Source organism: Catenulispora sp. GP43 (genome assembly GCF_041260665.1).
Taxonomy (GTDB): Bacteria; Actinomycetota; Actinomycetes; order Streptomycetales; family Catenulisporaceae; genus Catenulispora.
Genome location: NZ_JBGCCT010000013.1, coordinates 133,154 through 152,275, shown reverse-complemented (window position 1 = coordinate 152,275; position 19,122 = coordinate 133,154). Strand labels below are relative to the sequence as shown.

Below are 19,122 nucleotides of genomic sequence, written 5' to 3'. Positions count from 1 at the left end.
CGCCGGAACGACGACCGGGACAACCGCTGGTGCTCAGACATCAGAATTCCCGCTCAGCACCCTGCGGCCCGGTCCACAGCCTGCGCCTGCAAACCCCGCGTGACCGTGTCCGCGGCCTCGATGACCAGCCGCCGCAGGGCCGGCGCCGGCTGTCGCGCGGCCAGCCAGGCGTCGGTGGCGTCCAGGGTGGCCTGCTCGATCGCGGAGGCCGGGTACAGGCCGGTGGCGATCTGGGCGGCGATCTCGTGGGTGCGGGATTCCCAGATGCCTTCCAGCACCGTGAAGTACGTCGCGAGGTACGGCTTGAGTAGTTCCTCGCGCTTGTCGGCCGGGACCGATTGGAAGCCTGCGATGACCGAGGCCACGGTGTGGTTGGCCAGGGTGTCCCCGTCCACGACCGACGCCCACGCCTCGGCCTTGGCCTCGGCGGTCGGCCGTGCGGCGCGGGAGCGGAGGGCGTAGCGCTCGCCGGTGGCGGTCTTGTCGCGCTCCAGCTCGGCCTCGATCTCCGGGACGTCCGCCTTGCCGCCGACCACCAGGGCCATCAGCAGGGTCCAGCGCAGCTCGGTGTCGACCGTCAGGCCGTCGAGCACTATCGAGCCCTCCAGCAGGGCGGCAATGGACGCCAGCTGCTCATCAGTGGCCGCATTCTCGGCGAAGGAGCGGACCCAGGCGAGCTGGAAGTCCGAACCGGGCTCGGCGGCCTTCAGGTGCTCCCAGGAGGCGTCGGCCACCAGCGCCTGGCCGGTCGGGCGCCACGCCGGGTCGGCGAACAGCTCCACCGCGGACTTGGCCTGCCGCTGCAGCAGCTGCGCCACGCCGATGTCGGACTCCCGGCCGATCCCGCTCAGCACCAGCTTGAGGTAGTCGCGCGCGGCCAGCTCGGCGTTGCGCAGCATGTCCCAGGCAGCGCCCCAGCACAGGGTCCGCGGCAGCGACTCGGCGAAATCACCGACATGCTCCGCCAACGTCGCCATTGAATGCTCGTCCAGGCGGATCTTGGCAAAGGTGAGGTCGTCGTCGTTGAGCAGCACCAGCGCCGGGCGGGCCTTGCCGACCAGGTCGGCCACGTCGGTGCGGGCGCCGGTGACGTCCAGCTCCACCCGGTCGGTACGCACCAACGCGCCCTCGACCATGTTGTACAAACCGATCGCCAAACGGTGCGGACGCAGCGTCGGGAACTGCTCGGAGAAGCCCTCCTGCTCAACGGCGAAAGAGGTGAAGTTGCCCGCGTCATCGACCTCATACACCGGCCGCAGAGTGTTCGGACCAGCGGTCTCCAACCAGAGCTCCGACCATGCCCTCAGGTCGCGGCCGGAGCTCTCCTCAAGCGCGGCGAGCAGGTCGGCCAACGTGGTGTTGCCCCAGGCGTGCCGTTCGAAGTATCGACGCAGCCCCTCGAAGAACTGCTCGTCACCGACCCAGGCCACCAGCTGCTTCAGAACCGAAGCACCCTTGGCATAGGTGATGTCGTCGATATTGCCCTTCACGTCCTCGAGGTTGCGGATCTCCGCGACGATCGGGTGCGTGCTGGGCAACTGGTCCTGGCGGTAGCCCCGAGTCTTGTTGGCGTTGGCGAACGTCGTCCACGCGTCCTTGAAACGGGTCGAGGCGACCTGCGCGTAAAAAGCACTGAAGGTGGCGAACGACTCGTTCAGCCAGAGGTCGTTCCACCACTGCATGGTGACCAGGTCACCGAACCACATATGCGCCATCTCATGCAGGATGACCTCGGCGCGCGTCTCGTACGAGATGGCCGTGACCTTCGACCGGAAGATGAACTCCTCGCGGAACGTGACACACCCGGGATTCTCCATCGCACCGAAGTTGAACTCCGGCACGAACAACTGGTCGTACTTCCCGAACGGATAGTCGCGGTCGAACTTCTCGGTGAAGAAGTCGAACCCCTGCCCGGTGACCTCGAAGATCTCCTCCGGACGCAGGTACTCGGCCAGCGATGCCCGCACCGCCACCGCCAGCGGGATCTTCTGCCCGCGCTTGGTGGTGTGCTCCGAACGCGCGACGTGGTACTTCCCGCCGGCCACGGCCGTGACGTACGACGAGATCCGCGGCGTCGGCTCGAAGACCCACACCGCGGCGCCGTCCCCGTGCGAGTGCGGCTCCGACTGCGACTGCGACTCCGGCGTAGGCGAGTTAGAGAAGACCTGCCACGTCTCCGGCGCCCGCACCGTGAAGGCGAAGGTGGCCTTCAAGTCCGGCTGCTCGAACACCGCGAACGCCCGCCGCGAGTCCGGTGAGGCGAACTGCGTGTACAGGTACACCTCGCCGTCCACCGGATCGAACATCCGGTGCAGACCCTCGCCGGTGTTCATGTACGCGCAGTCGGCGACCACCCGCAGCACGTTCTCCGTCCGCAGGTCCGTCAGCGCGATCCGGCTGTCCTGGAACGCCTCGGCGGGATCCAGGTCCCGGCCGTTGAACCTGATCGCGCGGACGTTCGGGGCGATCAGGTCGATGAAGGTCGACGCGCCGGGGGTCCGCGCGGTGAACACCACCACCGTTTCCGACGGATATGTCGCGGCCTCCGGATCGGGGGCCCCCGACCAGTCCAGACTCACCTCGTAGGACTGAACGTCCACCAGCGCCGCGCGCTCACGCGCTTCCTCGTGGGCCAGGTTCGTACCGCGCCTCACCGCATGGCTCCTTGTCGATCGTCATGAGTTCCCCCGATCCTGGCACGGCATCGGGATGAACGCTGGCGTTAACGGGAGCGCATGGTCGTGGACCGGCAGCCCGGCGACCGGGCTGCCGGTGAAACCGGTGAAAGTACTTAGCTCAGCAGGTCCCTGAGAAGGCGCTGTGCGCGTCCAAACCGGTGGCGGAGCGGTAGGCGGCGAACCCGGTGTAGGTCGTGCCGTGCCAGCCCCACTGCGCGGTGTCCGCGCCCGCCGCCGCAGCCGAGTAACGGTTGCCGTCAACGACGTCCCCCTGCCCGGAGGTCGAACGCGCGACGGTGCCGATCAGCAGGGTACCGGGGCCGGCGGCGCAGATCGTGTTGCCGGTGATCGTGTTGCCGCTTTCGTGGAACTGGATCAGGAACTCCGGCGAGCCGTCGTGGTCGGTGTTGTCGTTGCGCAAAGTGTTGCCGGTGAAGGTGTTCGCGAAGGACTTCCCGGTCTGCACTCCCCCGCAGTCCTGGCCGCCGTCGCAGTAGCCGCCGGTGGTGATGCCGACGTAGCGGCTGTCGCTGACCGTGTTGCCCTCGACGGTGACGTGGTCGGCGGCGCCGCGGGCGTTCTCGGCGGCCACCTCGATGCCGATGTCGTCGGCGTGCGCGGTGTTGCCGGCGATGTCGATGTGGGTGCCGCCGTCGACGTACACCCCGTCGGCGCAGTTGCACCAGCCGCTGGAGGACCAGTACGCGGGGTTGCCGGCGGAGATGATGTTTTCCACGGTGTTCCCGCTGATCACGCCGTTGCGAGCACGGTTGAGGTCGGTGTAGCGGTAGGCCGGCGGCAGCGTCGGTTCGAAGCCGATGGCGTCGATGCCGATGTTGTTGTCGTCGTGGATCCGGTTGCCGGCGATGCGCCAGCCGTCGACGTTGCCGTTGACCACGACCGACTCGCTCGCGCCGAGCTTGAGGTGGTCCACCTCGTTGCCGTCGATGGTCAGGCCGCTGATGGACCGCGTCGGGGAGTCGCCGTAGGCGGCGATGCCGTGCGCGTTCATCTCCATGCTGCCCAGCGTGCCGTTGTCGTTGCCCATGGCGTGCACGTGGTCGGCGGCTATCGTGACGCCGGTGTCGCCGCCGTGGACGTAGATGCCGATCGGCATAGCGTCGATGGCGGCGGTGCGGTAGCCGGTGATCTCCAGGCCCCGGACGGCGACCGCCGTGCTGTCGGCGATGTCCACCATCGCCGAGCGGCCGGTCGGGACCTTCAGCGTGGAGCCGTCCAGGACGGGGTGTTCGCCGGGGGCCGCAGTGACGGTGACGCCGGTGACGCCGTGCAGGCTGAAGCGCTGCGCGTAGGTCCCGCCACGCACCACGACCGTACCGCCGCCGCCGGACAGCGCGGTGACAGCGTGCTGAATCGTGGCGAACGGCGCAGCCTGCGTACCGCTGGAGGAGTCCGAGCCGCTCGGTGCGACGTAGAAAGTGGAAGTGCCGGCCGTGGAGGTGCCGGCCGCGTGCGCGGGCGCCGACAGCGCGGCAGATGGCAGGACCAGCGCGGACAACGCCGCGAGGGCCAGAACATGTGACTTCATACCGCCCAGAGCGTGGGCATCGCACTGGGCGCCGTCAACGAAAACTCAGCCGGCATGCGCGATTGGGCCCAGTCGCTCACGCGGGCTGCGCGTTTGGCGTCCACTGCTCGACGCTGCCGCGACGCCGCTGCTAAAAAACGGCCCACAACACGAGAACAGCCACATCTCGAGGAGGAATCATGACCCTGACTCCATCGGCCAAGCGCCTCGCCGCGTCGGCGGCCGGCGTCGCCCTGGCCGCCGCGGCGACCGTCGCGCTGGCCCCGGCCGCGTCGGCCACCCCCGCGCTGCCGAGCCCGGTCGCCTGCAACGGCTGCTGGCAGCCGAACGTGCATACGTCCTGGAACTGGGTGCTGTCCACGGTGCCCAGCGCACCGTTCCGCAACGTGCAGATGTACGACGTGGACGGCTTCAACAACACGGCCGCGAACGTCTCCGCCCTGCACTCCGCGGGGATCAAGGCGGTCTGCTACCTGTCCGCCGGAACGTACGAGAACTGGCGCCCGGACGCTTCGCAGTTCCCGTCCTCGGTGCTGGGCAGCGGCAACGGATGGCCCGGCGAGAAGTGGCTGGACGTCCGCGAGATCCAGAAGTCCCACAGCGTGCTGCGCACGATCATGGACGCCCGGCTGGACATGTGCAAGCAGAAGGGCTTCGACATGGTCGAGCTCGACAACGTCGACGGCTACACCAACAGCACCGGATTCCCGCTGACCGCCGCCGACCAGCTCTACTTCAACGCCACGCTGGCCGACGACTCGCACGCCCGCGGCCTGAGCGTGCTGCAGAAGAACGATGATGAGCAGATCCCACAACTGCTGCCCTACTTCGACGGCGCCCTGAACGAGCAGTGCAACCAGTACAAGGAGTGCACCACCGCGCAGAACGGCGACTACGGCTACGACCAGTACGTGGCCGCCGGCAAGCCGGTGTTCCAGGCCGAGTACAAGCTGGCGACGTCGTCGTTCTGTTCCAAGGACAACGCCAACGACTTCAACGGCGTGCGGTTCGACATCAACCTGGACGACAAGACATTCCAGCCCTGCCGCTGAGCTGACGGAACACCCGGGAAGGCGAGCGTGTCGATGAGGGGACACGCTCGCCTTCCCCTTCCTGCGCCCTGATTCGCCCCATATGTCAGTAACCTCATGGTATGCTGCCCCTGATCGTGTCCAGCCTGGCCGTGATGCTGGCCTGGACGTTCGCCGCCCGCAGACTGGCCCGGTGGCAGGTCAACGGCCCGCTGTTCATGGTGGCCGGCGGGGTCGTCGCGGGGCTGGCCGGCGGGACCGGCTTCGCCGAGCGCCTGGACACGCACCTGGCCGAGCGGATCGTCGAGCTCGTGCTGGCCGTGCTGCTGTTCGTGGACGCCACCGTGGTGCGCGGGGGCTTCCTGGCCGGCGAGCGGGGCGCGGTCATCCGGCTGCTGTTCGTCGCGCTGCCGCTGACGGTGGCTTTCGCCTTCGTCCTCGGACTGCCGCTGCTGCCGACGCACTCGTGGGCCGTGGTCTTCGTCATCGCCTGCGTCGTGCTGCCGCTGGACTTCGCCTCGGCGCCGCACCTGCTCAAGGACCGCAATGTGCCGCTGTGGGTGCGGCACGTCCTGGCGATCGAGAGCGGATACAACGACGGGCTGTTCTCCCCCGCGTTCGCCTTCGCCATCTTGCTGATCGGCGAATCCGGGCACGGCGGTTCGCCGGAGGAGGCGGTGCGGCAGGCGCTGCCGGCCGCGCTGTACGCCGTGCTCGTCGGCGTCGGGCTCGGCGCGGTCACCGGTGCGGCGCTGCGCTGGTCGGAGCGGGTGGGCTGGTCGAGTCCGGAGTCGGTGGGCATCGCCACGCTGCTGCTGCCGATCGTCACCTACTCGATCGCGGTGTATGTCGGCGGCAACGGCTTCGTCGCCGCGTTCCTGGCCGGTATCGCCTACAAGCGCGGACGCGTCGGGTTCCGCGCCAACGACGTACACCTTTCCGAATCCGAGTTCTCCACCGTCGACGCACTGGGCACCGTCTCGGCGCTGATCGTGTGGTTCGTCTTCGGCGCGGTCGCGGTGCTGGTGTTCCAGATCGGCGTGCCTGGCGACGTGATCCTGTACAGCGTCCTGGCACTGACGCTCATGCGGATGGTCCCGGTGTACCTGGCGATGCTCGGCACCGGCGCGACGTTCCTGGACCGCACGCTGCTCGGCCTGGTCGGGCCGCGCGGCACCACCTCGATCGTGTTCGGGCTCCTGGCCTACAACGCCGTCCGGGACGAGGATTCCGATCTGGCGCTGAGCACGATGACGATCGTGCTGCTGGGGAGCCTGGTGCTGCACGGGGTGGCGGTGCCGCTGGCCGTCCAGCGGGCGGCGGCCCTGCCAGGCCGCGGGTCGGCGGCGGACCAGCAGGACCAGCAGGACCAGCAGGACCAGCACGCCGGTGTGGAAGGGGTCGTCGAACGCGCCCCGGACGGCTCGGCCGACTGAGGCGGCCAGGTCCGGCCGCATCCCTGTTCAATCCCGGTCAGGCGAAGGTGCCGCTGGTCAGACCGGCGAGGCCGGCGCGAACGGATTCGGTGGTGGCATCTGCGAAGACCTCGCTGCTCCCGGCTTCCAGGGCGTCCAGGATCCGGCGGGCGATGTCGTCGGGCGCTGACTTGTCGACGCCGTCCAGGTGCGCGGTCATCGGGGTGTCGACGTAGGCGAAGTGCGCGCCGAGGACCTGCGTGCCCTGCGCGGCCAGCTCCAGACGCAGGGAGTTGGTCAGGCCCCAGAACGCCGCCTTGCTGGAGCTGTAGACGCCGGGCGTGGCGAGCCAGCTCAGGACCGAGTGGATGTCCACGACGGCGCCGCCGCCGTTGCCGGCCAGAATCGGCGCGAAGGCCCGGACCAGCTCCAGCGGGCCGAAGACGTTGGTCTCGAAGGTCTGGCGGATCTCCCGCAGATCGCCGCTGAGCAGCGAGCGCGGGCCGCTGATGCCGGCGTTGTTGACGAGCACGGTGACGTCGCGCGCGGCGGCCGCGGCGGCGTCGATCGCGGCGGGGTCGGCGACGTCGAGCCGGATCGGGACGACGCGCGGATCGCCCCAGTCGCGGTCACGGCGCGCGGCGGCGTAGACCTTGGCGGCGCCGCGCTCCAGCGCCTGGCCGACGAACTCCTGCCCCAGGCCGCCGGTCGCGCCGGTGACCAGGACCACGCTGTTCTCGAGCTTCATGACGGGCTCCCATCGGATACTTCGGTAAACTGAAGTGAGCTGCTTTCACCGTAGCATCTGACTATGGTCAACTGAAGTCAACTCGAAGGAGGCCGGCGCCCCATGAGTCACATGGAGCTCCACCCGCCCCTGGACGACCGCACGACCTGGTCCCCGATCGGCAACTGCCCGGTCGAGAAGGCGATGGCCGTGATCGGCAGCCGCACCTCGATGCTGATCATGCGCGAGGCGTTCTACGGCACCACCCGCTTCGACGACTTCGCCCACCGCGTCGGCATGGCCCCGGCCACCGCCTCGGCGAACCTCAAAGCCCTGGCCGAAGCAGGACTACTGTCGCGCCACCCCTACCGCGACCCCGGCGGCCGCACCCGCGCGGAGTACCGCCTCACCGAGTCCGGCCGCGACCTGATGCCCGCGATGTTCGCGCTGTTCCGGTGGGGACAGAAGCACGCCGGCGGACCGGCGGAGGCGGACATCGCGCACATCGGGTGCGGGGAGAGCGTCGAGGTGACGGTGGCGTGCCGGAAGGAGCACGAGGTGGGGCTGGACGAGGTCGAGCTGCGGAGTCGGCCGAGGGGTGTGTGAGCGGTTGCGGGCTGATCGGCGGCGGGTGGTTCGGGTTCAACGCGCTTGGGGCCTGTTATCCATGCCCCCACCCGCAGCCGCCTCCGATACGGTGCGCCGATGACCCCCGAACAGATGGTCCAGGCCGCGATCGAGACCGCCGAGGACGGGCTGGACGCCGGCGAACTGCCGATCGGCGCGGTGGTGGTGATGGGCGACCAGATCCTCGGCCGCGCCTACACCCAGGACCGCGGACAGAGTCGGCGCCTGGTCCATGCCGATCTGCTGGCGATGGTGCAGGCCGATGAGCGACTGGGATGGGCGCGCAGGCCGCAGCCGTTGCGGCTGGCCGTGAACCTGGAGCCGTGCGTCATGTGCTTCGGCGCGGCGATGACGCTGGGCGTCGCAGAGATCTACTACGCGCTGGAGTCCCCGGCCGACGGCGCCTCGGCGATCGCACCCCACTGGCAGCCGGCCAGCTTGGACCTTCCCGGCTATGCCGCGCCGGCGATGACCAGCGGCATCCTGCGGCGGGAAAGCCGAGAGCTGTTCCGCCGCTACTGCCGGACCGCGCCCGAGGGTGGGTTTCGGGGCTGGGCACAGTCCATCGGGAACCTGCCAGACTGATCAAAAGGTTGCCGCCGGAGCCACAGATTATTCCTGTACCTCCGGCGTTGCCCAGGCATTCATCGCAACATACTGTTTCCCTCCAAGATCCCTTTCGGAATGGGAGAGATGCCATGGGAATACTCAAAAGGCGGTCTGTGGCGGCCGCACTGATCGGAACAGCTGTCGCCGCAGCACTGTTCACAGGCGCCGAATCAGCTTCGGCGAACGTATGGCAGGAGCAGAACCTCTACTACAGTCTGGCTGCCTGCCAGGCCGATGGACGCTACGGTGTATCGCATTTAGGCTGGACCTCCTATGCCTGCGACGCCATCCACACCCCGTCCGGCGTGACGATTTATAACCTCTGGTCGCTTGACTACTGAGTTTGAATGCGTGATGTCGCGTACTGACAGGTCGTGTCCCTGTGGAGGTCTGACTGCCAAACAGCCCGAGTTCCACGGGCTGCCTCCAGCTCGCGCGGCGTCTGCACCGGCGGGTGTCCGCGTTCATCGGCTATACGCCAGCCTCGTCGCAGCTATGGACCAGTCCCGGGTGCTTTCGTAGGCTGCGAGTATCTGGCGGCGTTCAGGGGAGGGCGTCATGGCGGGGTTCAAGCGTCTGTTGGACGACCTGCGTGAGGGCAAGGACTTCGATGTCTACCTGACGATCGGCTTGGCCGCCGTAGTCAGTGCGCTGTCCCTGTTCGACGTCATCTCGACCGCGAAGATCTCCAGCCTTCTTCTCGCAGTCCTCGCCGTCATGGCGTACAACATCCTGGCAACCCGCGCGGCGGTTGACCGCGCCGGCGCGGCGACCAAGCGCGGTCCTGAACTCCTCGACGACTTCCCCGCTGAGCTGTCGGCCCGGCGGGAGGCGTCGGACGAGGTTTACCTGATCGGGATCAGCATGAGCCGGACCATTGAGTCTTCATATGCCGCCTTTGAACGCACCCTCCGCCGCGGCGGCCACATCCGGGTCCTGATGGTTAACGTCGATGCTGACGAGGCCTCGATCACCACCCAGGGGCAAGCCAGCAAGCCCAGCACAGAGGACATCCGCCACGACATTCGCCAGACTCTCGGCAAACTCCGCTCCCTCGCGGCGACCGCCATGGCGGCGAACAACCCCGGCGGGCTGGAAGTGCGCACCACGCGGTTTGCGTTGAAGTTCGGACTCAACTATCTCGACGTGGGGACGCCCAGCGCGGCACTGTACGTACAGCTCTACAGCTTCCGCCTGCCCGGCGAGTCCAGGCCGATGTTCCACCTGACCATGGCGGACGGCGAGTGGTTCGAGTGCTACCGATACCAGGCCGAAGCCCTGTGGGAAGAAGGAACCACGCAGGTCCTGGCGCCCGTACAGGCCGTCGGGGGTGCGGCGTCGTGACGTCGAACGCCACGCCATATCATCTCAGGGTATTGCGTAGGCTGGTGACCGCCTCCGCGAGCAGGGCTCAGCGCGACGTCTCAGGGGTACTAGCCGACATCGACGGGGCCGAGCTCATCAACAGCTGTCTCGACCAGCCCAACCATAGATTGCTCTCGATCATGGCCGCGCAGTCGTACCGGCACGCGAACGGCTTCGACAAGATCAGCTTTTCGCGCTTACCGGGATCTGACGTCCGGCTCCGGCTGCACATTTGGCCCGGGACCGCTGGCGCCCAAAGCGACCCGGACGCGCACAACCACCGATGGGCCTTCGTATCCCGTGTCCTCTGCGGTGCCTTGGCGAACTACAACTACGCCGTGGCCCACAAGCAGACCGGCGAGTTCATGCGCTACGTCCAGACCCCGTACACGCCCGAGGTCGGTAGTACCTTCGCATTCGTCGGCTGCGCGACCTTGACCCAATTGGATGCCATCCGTGTCGCGGAAGGCGGAACGTACTCTCTATCGGCGCAAGAGATCCACCGAGTCGTCGTCCCCGAGAACGGGTACACGGCGACCCTCGCCTTGGAGCTCGCACCGACGCGCGATACGGCGGATTTATACACCGCATCCAGCTTCAAGCAGACTGGAGTCGTCGTCGACTCTCCACGCTTCACCTCGGACGAAGTCCGCGACCGCCTTACCCTCCTCCGTGACAGACTGCACCAGGGGGCGGGAACTTGACTACGGACGATATGCCGCGCAGCCGGATGCTAGTGGCCGCCTTCCGAGCGGCCAGCATCCGGTCCGCCTCCCAGCCTGGCTTCGTGCACCACGCGTGGTATGTCCGCTATCACCTCGAAATCGTTGAGAAGCTGGCCCTCGAGCTGGTCGAGCATCACCCCCAGGCGGACCGATCCCTGGTGGAGGTCCTGGTCTGGCTCCACGACTACGGCAAAACAGTGGAACCCGACCGAGACCGGCAGGATCAGGCAACCCTCATCGCAGGCCGCAGAGAACTCACCAACCTGGGCTTTCCAGCGAAGTTCGTCGACCGAGCTGTCTCCTACGCCGAACTCATCGACATGTCAGCCGGAGCCGATCTGACAACGGCGCCGATCGAAGTACGCATCGTCTCCTCGGCCGACGGCTGCTCCCACTTCATCGGCCCGTTCATGCACCTGTGGTGGTGGGAGAACGCCGAGCGACCCTACGGCGACCTCATGGCCGAAAACCGGCGTAAAGCAGTCACGGACTGGAACCGCAAAATCGTCCTACCCGAAGCGCGAGCCGCATTCGAAGCGCGCTACCAGTTCCTTATCGAGCAGAGCGGCGACTTTCCGGAACGGTTCATCCACGATCCACGGGCCGTACCCCCAAGGGGCGGAGAAGCGCGGTGACAAATCTTTTCTGAAGCCGGGACGGTTCCCCATTACGGGGAGCGTTTGCCAGGCAGTTCGCGACACAGCGGCTGGGAGGGCGCTGTCGTGCCGGCGTCGGCCAGGGCGCCGGTGCAGGGGTAGACGATCGCGTAGTCGGGGACCTTGTCCCAGGCGACCCAGCCCATGCCGGGGGTCACCGGGGCGAAGTACAGGCGCGCGCCGGCGATGTGGCGGGGTGGGTAGTTGTGGAGGTTGATCTGCAGGGTGCCGTCGCCGAGCCAGCGCATGCCGGGGCGCATGTCGTTCAGGGCCGCCGCCCAGCCGCCTTGGCTCAGGTGCGCGGTGCGGGAGACGATGTCGGCTTCCATCAGGCGGCGGCGACGCTCCCACGTCGGCGCGACAGTGTGGGTCCAGACCCGGGCCAGGACGTCAGCCAGGCGGGTGGCCAGGTCGGTGCGGTGCAGCAGCGGCGGTAGCGGGCCGCCGTGGGAGACCTCCACCTGGGCGGAGGCGGCCTCGGCGGCGTATTGCTGACAGCGCTGTCGCCGCGCGTGACGCTGCTGGTCGGCGCCGGGTTGTATCTCACGGCGGCGGTCGGGGCGCGGTTCGGGCTCAGCGCCCGGCCGCAGCGGGCCTCGGGGCGGCCTTCGGTAGCCCAGACCTGGCGCAACAACGCGGTGCTGTGGTCCTCGGTCCCGCGCCGCTATGTGTTCCTGGCGCTGTGGGTGCCGAACGGTTTGATCGTGGGCTGCGAGTCGCTGTTCGTGTCGCTGTCGCCGCGGCACGCCGGCACGTTGTTCGCGTGCGCGGCGTTCGGCATGCTGCTCGGCGACATCGCGACGGGGCGCTTCATGCCCGCGAGCTGGCGCCGGGTCCTCGGCGCACCGCTGCGGCTGCTGCTGGCGGTCCCGTACCTGGTGTTCGCCTTCCACCCGGCCCTCCCGGTGGCGGCGCTGGCCGTCATGCTCGCGTCGATCGGCTACGCCGCGAGTCTGCTGTTGCAGGAGCGTCTCATGGCCCTGACCCCGAACGAGCTGAGCGGCCAGGCGCTGGGGCTCCAGTCCTCGGGGACGCTGACGATGCAGGGGGTCGGCGCGGTGGTCGCGGGTGTGCTGGCGCAGTGTTTCTCGCCAAGTGCTGCGATGACGGTGATGGCGGTGGCGTCGGTGCTGGTGACGGTGAGCCTGGCGCGAGGGCTGCGGCCCGAGCGGGTGGAAAGCCCGATCGAAACCGTGCCAGTCCTCGCGCCGGCATCGTAGGTGTCAGCCGAGCGTCCACTGCTGGTTGCTCTGCCCGTTGCACGTCCACAGCTGTACCAACGCGCCGTCAGCCGTGGAAGCCCCGGTCACGTCCAGACACAGCCCCGACTGCACGCCGGTGACCGTGCCGTTGCCGTTGACGTTCCACTGCTGGTTGGCCTGGCCGTTGCACGGCCAGATGATCACCTTCGTCCCCGCCGAGGTCCCCTGCCCGTTGGCGTCCAGGCAGTCGGTGGTGCCGGAGTCGGTGACCGTGAGCTGCCCCGACGAGGTATGGGTGAAGTTCTGCGGGCTCAGGCCGTTGCAGGAGTAGATCTGTACCTGTGTGCCGGCGGTCGTGGTCCCGTTCGGCACGTCCAGGCACTTGCCGGCCCCGACCGCGTGCAGGGGGCCGGATGCCGTGCCGGTGGTGCCGGCGCTGTAGCCGGCGGCGACGATGTTGGACTGGACCGAGTTCTCGGTGGCGTCCGAGGGGTAGCCGGAGGTCATCACGCCCTCGTAGAAGGTTCCGGCCGAGCCTTTGCTGTTGTCGCCGCCGATGCCGAGGATGATCGCGCCTTCCTTGTGCATCGGGTTGTAGCCCGAGACGTTCGGTCTGGGGCCGCTGTAGAAGGTGGACAGGGAGCCGGATTGTGCGTTGCCGCCTCGGATCGACCACTGGTTGGCCGTGCCCTTGATGATGGCGGTGGTGAACCGGTTGGTGATGCTTGGATCGTTGGCGTTGTAGCCCGCGTTCACGCCCGAGTACAGGCCGTTCTCCATGTCGGCCATGATCCAGGGGCCGTTTCCGGTGCCGTAGCCCCAGACTTTGATGGTGCCGAAGTAGATGGCCTCCATGTGGCCGTTGCCGGTGTCGTCGTTGCTGGTCTCGGCGTTGCCGTAGTCGAAGCAGCAGCCGCCGTCGGTGTGGGTGCCGTCGAAGATGGCGTACTCGCCCTCGGCCTGGTCGCCGGTGGCGATGCCGGTGGTCGAGTCGTCGCGGTAGCCGGTGCCCGGGGCGACGTAGACGCCGTAGGCCTCGTGGCCGTTCAGGGTCACCGGGGCGGCGGTGGCGGTGGCGAGGGTGTCCGGGCCGCCCGCGGCTCCGCCGGCGGGGGCGTCGGTGAGGTTGTTGCCGTGGCCGGACTGGTCGTAGATCACGGTGATCACGCAGGTGGTGCCGGAGCAGAACGCGTCCTGCGCGGCGGCGTCGGCGTAGCCGCCGGCCGAGGTCACGCCGATGGTCGACGTGGCGTTGTCCGAGGCGCGCCGTACCTGGTATAGCGCGCCGTTGTAGGACCCGTACAGTGCGCGGGTCGTGCTGTGCGCGGCCACGCAGGGGGTCCCGCCGGAGGCGTAGATGTCGCACGGCCCGGTGGTCGCGGCGCGCGCCGTCGGCGCGGTGGTGAGGACGCCGGCCACGAGCAGGGCCGCGGCGGCGAGGGATGGTAGTACTCGCATCTGAACTCCTTAAGGGTGGCTCGTTCCGATGGAGGGCGCCGCGGGCCTCATCTCCGGATCCTGCCGAAGAAGCGGGCCCGCAGCCGGTCGAGCAGGATCGCGGCGCCGAGCACCGCGCCCTGCACGACGGTCTGGTAGTAGGTGTTCACGTGCAGGGCGAGCAGGCCGTTGGCGATGAACTCCAGGAGGATGGCGCCGGCCGCGATGCCGACCATGCGCCCCTCCCCGCCGAACAGCGACACGCCCCCGACCACGGCCGCGGCGATCGCGGTGAGCTCCCAGCCGCTGCCGACCGAGGGGTCGGCCACGTTCATCCGGCCGATCACCAGCACGCCGACGACCCCGGCCAGGACGGCGCTGGAGACGTAGGCGCTGGTGACGCGTCTGGCGACGGGGATGCCCGCCAGGCGGGCCGCTTCCTTGTTGCCGCCGACGGCGTAGATCTGGCGGCCGACGTAGGTGCGCTCCAGGGCGAACCAGGCGATCGCGACCGCGCCGAGGAAGAACAGCGCGGGCACCGGCACCCGGCCGATGTAGTACTGGCTCAGGTTGCTGAACAGCGGGTCGATGCCGTTGATCGGGGTGCCGGTGGTGATGGCCAGCGCCATGCCCTGGGCGATGGTGTACGTGACCAGTGTGATCACGAACGGCGGCACGTTCAGCCGGGTCACCATGGTCCCGTGCCACAGCCCGACCGCCGCGCAGATCACCAGGGTCAGGACGATCGCCAGCGGCGCCGGCAGGCCCTGGTTGACGTTGAACCAGGCGGTCAGGATGCCGGCCAGCCCGGCCAGCGCGCCGACCGACAGGTCGATGCCGCCGGTCAGGATGACCACCGACTCCCCCACCGCCAGGATCCCGACCTGCGCCAGGTCGCGCCCCATCACCTGCAGGTTGCCGACCGAGGTGTAGGTCGGGGCGTTGGCGGCGATGATCGCGAAGACCAGCACGCAGGCCACGATGACGCCGGCCTCGGGCGATTCGGCCAGCTTGCGCAGCAGCCGGGCGGCGGCCGGCTGGCCGCGCGGCGGCGCCTGTTCGGGGGTCAGGGTGCTGCTGCTCTGTACTGTCATGGTGCGTCTCCGTGTTCTGAGGTGTCCGGCGACGAGGCTTTCGGCGTCGAGACGTCCGGCAACGGGGCGTCCGGCAACGGGGCGTCCGGCCGCGGAACGTCCGGCGACATCGGCACGGCCGGGGTGCTGCCGGCGGCGGCCGTCATGATCCGTTCCTTGGTGGCCTCGGCCCGGTCGAGCACCGCCGCCAGCCGGCCGTGGTTCAGCACCGCGACCCGGTGGCAGATCCACAGCAGCTCCTCCAGTTCGGAGGACGCCACCAGCACGGCCATGCCGCGCTCGGCGGCCCGGTCGATGAGCTCGTAGATCTCGGCCTTGGCCCCGACGTCCACGCCGCGCGTGGGCTCGTCCAGCAGCAGCAGGCGCGGTTCGGTGGCGAAGGCCCGGCCGAAGATCGCCCGCTGCTGGTTGCCCCCGGACAGCGCGCCGATCGGCTGGTCGACCGAGCGCATGCGCACGTTCACACTCGCCGTGATCCGCTCGGCCTCGGCCCGCTCGCGCCGGGGCCCGAGCAGTCCGCGGGTGCTGATGCGCCGCAGGATCGGGACGGTGACGTTGGCCCGGATCGGTGCGAACAGCACCAGGGACTGCTCCTTGCGGTCCTCGGGGATCATCGCGATCCCCGCGGCGGCGCCGTCACCGGGGCCGTGCGGGCGGTAGGGCGAGCCGGCGATCGTCATCGTCCCGCCGGTGGCCGGCTGCGCCCCGGCCACGGTGTGGATCAGGCGGCTGCGGCCGGAGCCCATCAGCCCGGCCACCCCGACGATCTCCCCGGCGCGCAGGTCGAGGTCGACCGGCCCCAGGCCGTCGGCGGTCAGGCCGCGCAGCGCCAGCAGCACTGCGGGGTCGGCCGGCTTGTCCTTCGGGCGGGCGTGCGCGACCTCGCCGCCGACCATCTCCCGGATCAGGCGCTCCTCAGTGGCCTGCTCCGGCTCCAGGTCGGCGACCAGCCGGCCGTTGCGCAGCACCAGGACCCGGTCGCTGACCGCGCGGACCTCGTCGAGGCGGTGCCCGATGAACAGCACCGTGCCGCCGCGCGCGGCCAGCTCGCGGGCCAGGCGCAGCACGTGGGCGCCCTCGACCGGGCCCAGCGAGGAGGTCGGCTCGTCCAGGATGAGCAGCTCCGGGCGGCGGCCCCAGGCCTTGGCGATCTCGATCATCTGCCGGGTGGGCACCGGCAGGGTCCGCACCTGGCGGCCGACCGGGACCGCCCCGGCGGCCAGGCCGATCTCGCCGAGCATCTCGGCCGCCTCCCGGCGCATCCCGGCCCGGTCGAGCAGGAAGCGCCGCCGGGAGCCGCGCGGACGCCGTCCCAGCACCAGGTTCTCGGCCACGGACAGCTGCCCCACCAGCGGGAACTCCTGGGAGACCATGGCGATGCCGAGCGCCGCGGCGGCCTCGGTGGAACCCGGCGCCAGCTCCCGCCCGCCGATCTCGATCTGCCCGCCGTCCCGGCGCACCGAGCCGGACAGCGTGCCCATCAGCGTGGACTTGCCGGCACCGTTCTCCCCCACGACGCCGACCACCTGGCCGGCGTACAGATCCAGCTCGGGCAGGTCGAGCACCCGCACCGGGCCGTAGGACTTGTGGACTCCCCGCAGCCGCGCGAGGACCGCGCGGCCCGGGGTGTCGACGGATGCTGTCATCGTCAGCTGATCCCCAGCTGCGTCTCGAGCGCCTGGTAGGCGGACAGGTCCGCGGAGGTCACCAGGCCCACGCCCGAGCTGAGCGTGGAGCCGTCGGACTCCAGGTAGGGCTTGATGATCGCCATCGTGGCGTCCTTGCCGAGCACCTTCTCGGCGGCCAGGATGTACGCGCCGGTGTAGCCCTGCTGGTAGGGCATCTGCACGACCGTCCCGGAGATGACGCCGGACTTGATGAAGCCCAGGGTCTGCGCGTCGGAGTCGTCGGAGACGATGTGCACGCTGCTGGACTTCCCGGCCGACTGCACGGCCTGCGCCAGCGCCGGCCCGTCGTAGGAGTAGACCCCGTACAGGCCGTTGACGTCCGGGTTGTTGGCCAGGATGGTCTCGGCGTCAGAGGTCGCGGTGGCCGCCGAGAGGTTGTCGTTGACCTTTTGCACGACGCTGACGCCCGAGCCCTTCAGCGCGTCCTCGAAGCCCTGGATGCGCTGCGTGGCGTTGGCCGCGGTCAGCGAGCCGACCAGCACCGCGACCTTGCCCTTGCCGCCCAGGACCTGCTTCATCGCCTCGCCGGCCTGCTGCCCGGCGGTGTAGTTGGGGGTGCCGAGGTACAGCGAGGCGGCGTCGGTCCCGGGCAGCGGGGAGTCGATCGCGAGCACGGATATGCCGTGCTGGACGTCGGTGTGGATGGTGCCGGCCGCCGAGGTCGGGTCGATCGCCGAGATCGCGTACCCGGTGACCCCTTGCGAGCGCAGCGTCTCCATCTCGGAGTTCTGCTCGGTGAGCTTGCCGTTCGGCGGCGCGAAGTACGTGCACTTCGAACCGGACAGGCCCAGGTCGGAGCAGCCCTTCTGGAAGCCGACCTGGCCGGCCTTCCAATAGTCGGCGGCGACGTTGACGACCATCGCGATGTTCACCCCGGACAGGTCCTTGCCGGCCAGCGCGGACTTCAGGGCCGCGTCGAGCTTGGCCAGGTTGTCCTGGTTGAAGGTGACGGAGCCGGCCAGCGCCGCCGGCGCCGAGGAACCGGCGGCGCCGGAAGTGCCGGCGGCCGGGGTGGAGGAGCCGCCGGAGGCGTTCTTGGAACACGCCGCGGCCGAGGCCACGAGCAGCGCGGCCGCGCAGGCGGCGGTGATGCGGATCTTGCTGGTGCCCATCCTGGTTCAGATCCTTTCGATAGCGTGTTAGCGGTAACATTTCGCGGTGACATTTCAGTGCCCGCGGCGCCCTCCTTCGCAGAAAAAGGGTTTCGCGGGTGTCAGGAAGCGGGCCGTGCCGTCGAGGCACGCACCACGAGAGCGGGATCGATGGCGGCCACCGGCCCGGCACCGCGCCGGCCCCGACGGCCGCCCGGACCCGCGGCGATCGCCCGGATCAGGGCCACCAGCGCGCGCCGGCCCAGCTCGTCGAAGTCCTGGCGCACCGTGGTCAGCGCGGGTCCGAAGAACTCGGCGTCCGGGATGTCGTCGAACCCGATGACGCTGACCTGTTCGGGCACCTGCCGGCCGGCGGCCTGCAGGGCCCGCATGAGCCCGAGGGCCAGGTGGTCGTTGGCACAGAACACCGCGCTCACCTCGGCGGCCCGGGCGATCCGCCGTCCGAGGTCGTAGCCGGTGCGGGCCGACCAGTCCCCGCCGTTGAACGGCTCGGGCACCGCCGCGCCGCGCGCCGTCAGGGCCCGCCGCCACCCGGCCTGGCGTTCCTGGGCGTCCAGCCAGCTGCGCGGCCCGGCCAGGTGGTGCACGGTGCGGTGGCCGAGGTCGAGCAGGTAGGAGGTGGCCCGTTCGGCCCCGGCCTCGTTGTCGACCGCGACCGCGCTCAGGGCGGCGTGCACCCCGCACCCGACGGCCACCAGCGGCACGTCCGAGGGCGTGTTCGCCAGCGCCTCGACCGCGGTGGTCTGCGGCGCGATGACGATGATGCCCTCGACCGCCTGGTCCCGCAGCCGCTCCACGGCCTCGAACACCGAGCGCCGGTCCATGGCGCCGAGCGCGGCGACGGTGACGAACCAGTCGTGCTGCTTGGCCGCCTGCTCGATCCCGTAGAGCATGGAGGCCGGCCCGTAGAGCGTGGTGTTGAAGCTGATCACGCCGAGCGTGTTGCTGCGCCGGGTGACCAGCGTCCGGGCCGCGGCGTTCGGCCGGTACCCCAGTTCCCTGATGGCGTCCATCACCCGGTCGCGGGTGGCCGGGCGCACGTTCGGACGCTCGTTGAGCACCCGGGACACGGTCTGCTGCGACACCCCGGCCACCCGCGCGACATCGGCCATGACCGGTGCGCGGTCGCCGAGGACGTTCTGCATGGCGCTTCACACCTCCGGTCCGACGTGCGCGATGGGTGGTTGCTTACGAGGCAGTGCCCTGG

Annotated in this window: 17 protein-coding genes and 1 pseudogene; 9 read left to right on the top strand and 9 right to left on the bottom strand. The window is 69.4% G+C overall.

Translation table 11 applies throughout. From position 1 onward, the window contains the following. Nucleotides 1-53 precede the first annotated feature (53 nt). Complete coding sequence (gene pepN / locus ABH926_RS26065) at nt 54-2,654, bottom strand: aminopeptidase N (protein WP_370368383.1); 2,601 nt, start codon at nt 2,652-2,654, stop codon at nt 54-56. A gap of 142 nt (nt 2,655-2,796) precedes the next feature. Continuing rightward, entirely contained in the window at nt 2,797-4,227 is a 1,431-nt protein-coding gene (locus ABH926_RS26060; RefSeq protein ID WP_370368381.1) for a DUF5123 domain-containing protein, read from the bottom strand. A gap of 179 nt (nt 4,228-4,406) precedes the next feature. Here ABH926_RS26060 and ABH926_RS26055 point away from each other — a divergent pair, with 179 nt between their 5' ends. Both ABH926_RS26055 and ABH926_RS26050 read left to right on the top strand, forming a co-directional pair. After that, nucleotides 4,407-5,279 (top strand): endo alpha-1,4 polygalactosaminidase, encoded by an 873-nt coding sequence (locus ABH926_RS26055; protein WP_370368380.1) that lies wholly within the window; start codon nt 4,407-4,409, stop codon nt 5,277-5,279. A 101-nt stretch (nt 5,280-5,380) separates the two neighbouring features. Continuing rightward, nucleotides 5,381-6,694: a cation:proton antiporter gene (locus ABH926_RS26050; RefSeq protein WP_370368379.1), complete on the top strand. Its 1,314-nt coding sequence runs from the start codon at nt 5,381-5,383 to the stop codon at nt 6,692-6,694. Between the two features lie 37 nt (nt 6,695-6,731). Here ABH926_RS26050 and ABH926_RS26045 read toward each other — a convergent pair whose 3' ends face one another. Then, the gene (locus tag ABH926_RS26045; RefSeq protein WP_370368378.1) at nt 6,732-7,421 is read right to left on the bottom strand and encodes an SDR family oxidoreductase; all 690 of its coding nucleotides are present in this window, start codon (nt 7,419-7,421) and stop codon (nt 6,732-6,734) included. 111 nt (nt 7,422-7,532) lie between these two features. On the opposite strand from ABH926_RS26045, the gene ABH926_RS26040 reads away from it, so the two are divergent. The 6 genes from ABH926_RS26040 (at nt 7,533) to ABH926_RS26015 (ending at nt 11,361) form a co-directional block, all read left to right on the top strand. Further along, nucleotides 7,533-8,006: a winged helix-turn-helix transcriptional regulator gene (locus ABH926_RS26040; RefSeq protein WP_370368510.1), complete on the top strand. Its 474-nt coding sequence runs from the start codon at nt 7,533-7,535 to the stop codon at nt 8,004-8,006. A 99-nt stretch (nt 8,007-8,105) separates the two neighbouring features. After that, entirely contained in the window at nt 8,106-8,612 is a 507-nt protein-coding gene (locus ABH926_RS26035; protein WP_370368377.1) for a nucleoside deaminase, read from the top strand. A gap of 113 nt (nt 8,613-8,725) precedes the next feature. Next, nucleotides 8,726-8,977: a hypothetical protein gene (locus ABH926_RS26030; RefSeq protein WP_370368375.1), complete on the top strand. Its 252-nt coding sequence runs from the start codon at nt 8,726-8,728 to the stop codon at nt 8,975-8,977. A 217-nt stretch (nt 8,978-9,194) separates the two neighbouring features. Beyond that, nucleotides 9,195-9,980: a hypothetical protein gene (locus ABH926_RS26025; protein ID WP_370368373.1), complete on the top strand. Its 786-nt coding sequence runs from the start codon at nt 9,195-9,197 to the stop codon at nt 9,978-9,980. A 44-nt stretch (nt 9,981-10,024) separates the two neighbouring features. After that, nucleotides 10,025-10,705 (top strand): hypothetical protein, encoded by a 681-nt coding sequence (locus ABH926_RS26020; protein WP_370368372.1) that lies wholly within the window; start codon nt 10,025-10,027, stop codon nt 10,703-10,705. Then, nucleotides 10,702-11,361, top strand: a complete 660-nt coding sequence (locus ABH926_RS26015; RefSeq protein ID WP_370368371.1) for an HD domain-containing protein — start codon at nt 10,702-10,704, stop codon at nt 11,359-11,361. The genes ABH926_RS26020 and ABH926_RS26015 overlap by 4 nt, the downstream gene beginning before the upstream one ends. A 32-nt stretch (nt 11,362-11,393) precedes the next feature. Here the strand turns inward: ABH926_RS26015 and ABH926_RS26010 are convergent, their stop codons facing one another. Further along, a complete protein-coding gene (locus ABH926_RS26010; protein ID WP_370368370.1) occupies nt 11,394-11,843 on the bottom strand; it encodes a hypothetical protein in 450 nt (149 codons plus the stop codon). A 12-nt stretch (nt 11,844-11,855) separates the two neighbouring features. On the opposite strand from ABH926_RS26010, the pseudogene ABH926_RS26005 reads away from it, so the two are divergent. Continuing rightward, nucleotides 11,856-12,602: pseudogene (locus ABH926_RS26005) on the top strand (MFS transporter); the annotation flags it as partial. A gap of 3 nt (nt 12,603-12,605) precedes the next feature. Here ABH926_RS26005 and ABH926_RS26000 read toward each other — a convergent pair. The 5 genes from ABH926_RS26000 to ABH926_RS25980 form a co-directional block, all read right to left on the bottom strand. Beyond that, nucleotides 12,606-14,042, bottom strand: coding sequence for an arabinofuranosidase catalytic domain-containing protein (locus ABH926_RS26000; RefSeq protein WP_370368369.1), 1,437 nt, complete (start codon nt 14,040-14,042; stop codon nt 12,606-12,608). Nucleotides 14,043-14,089: 47 nt separating this feature from the next. Further along, nucleotides 14,090-15,115 carry an ABC transporter permease gene (locus ABH926_RS25995; protein ID WP_370368367.1) on the bottom strand — a complete coding sequence of 342 codons (1,026 nt, stop codon included), beginning with the start codon at nt 15,113-15,115 and terminating at the stop codon, nt 14,090-14,092. Continuing rightward, nucleotides 15,112-16,761 carry a sugar ABC transporter ATP-binding protein gene (locus ABH926_RS25990; protein WP_370368366.1) on the bottom strand — a complete coding sequence of 550 codons (1,650 nt, stop codon included), beginning with the start codon at nt 16,759-16,761 and terminating at the stop codon, nt 15,112-15,114. Before ABH926_RS25990 ends, ABH926_RS25995 begins: the two co-directional genes overlap by 4 nt. A gap of 2 nt (nt 16,762-16,763) precedes the next feature. Further along, nucleotides 16,764-17,915, bottom strand: a complete 1,152-nt coding sequence (locus tag ABH926_RS25985) for a substrate-binding domain-containing protein (RefSeq protein ID WP_370368365.1) — start codon at nt 17,913-17,915, stop codon at nt 16,764-16,766. Nucleotides 17,916-18,016: 101 nt separating this feature from the next. Next, nucleotides 18,017-19,060, bottom strand: a complete 1,044-nt coding sequence (locus tag ABH926_RS25980) for a LacI family DNA-binding transcriptional regulator (protein ID WP_370368364.1) — start codon at nt 19,058-19,060, stop codon at nt 18,017-18,019. Nucleotides 19,061-19,122: the final 62 nt, after the last annotated feature.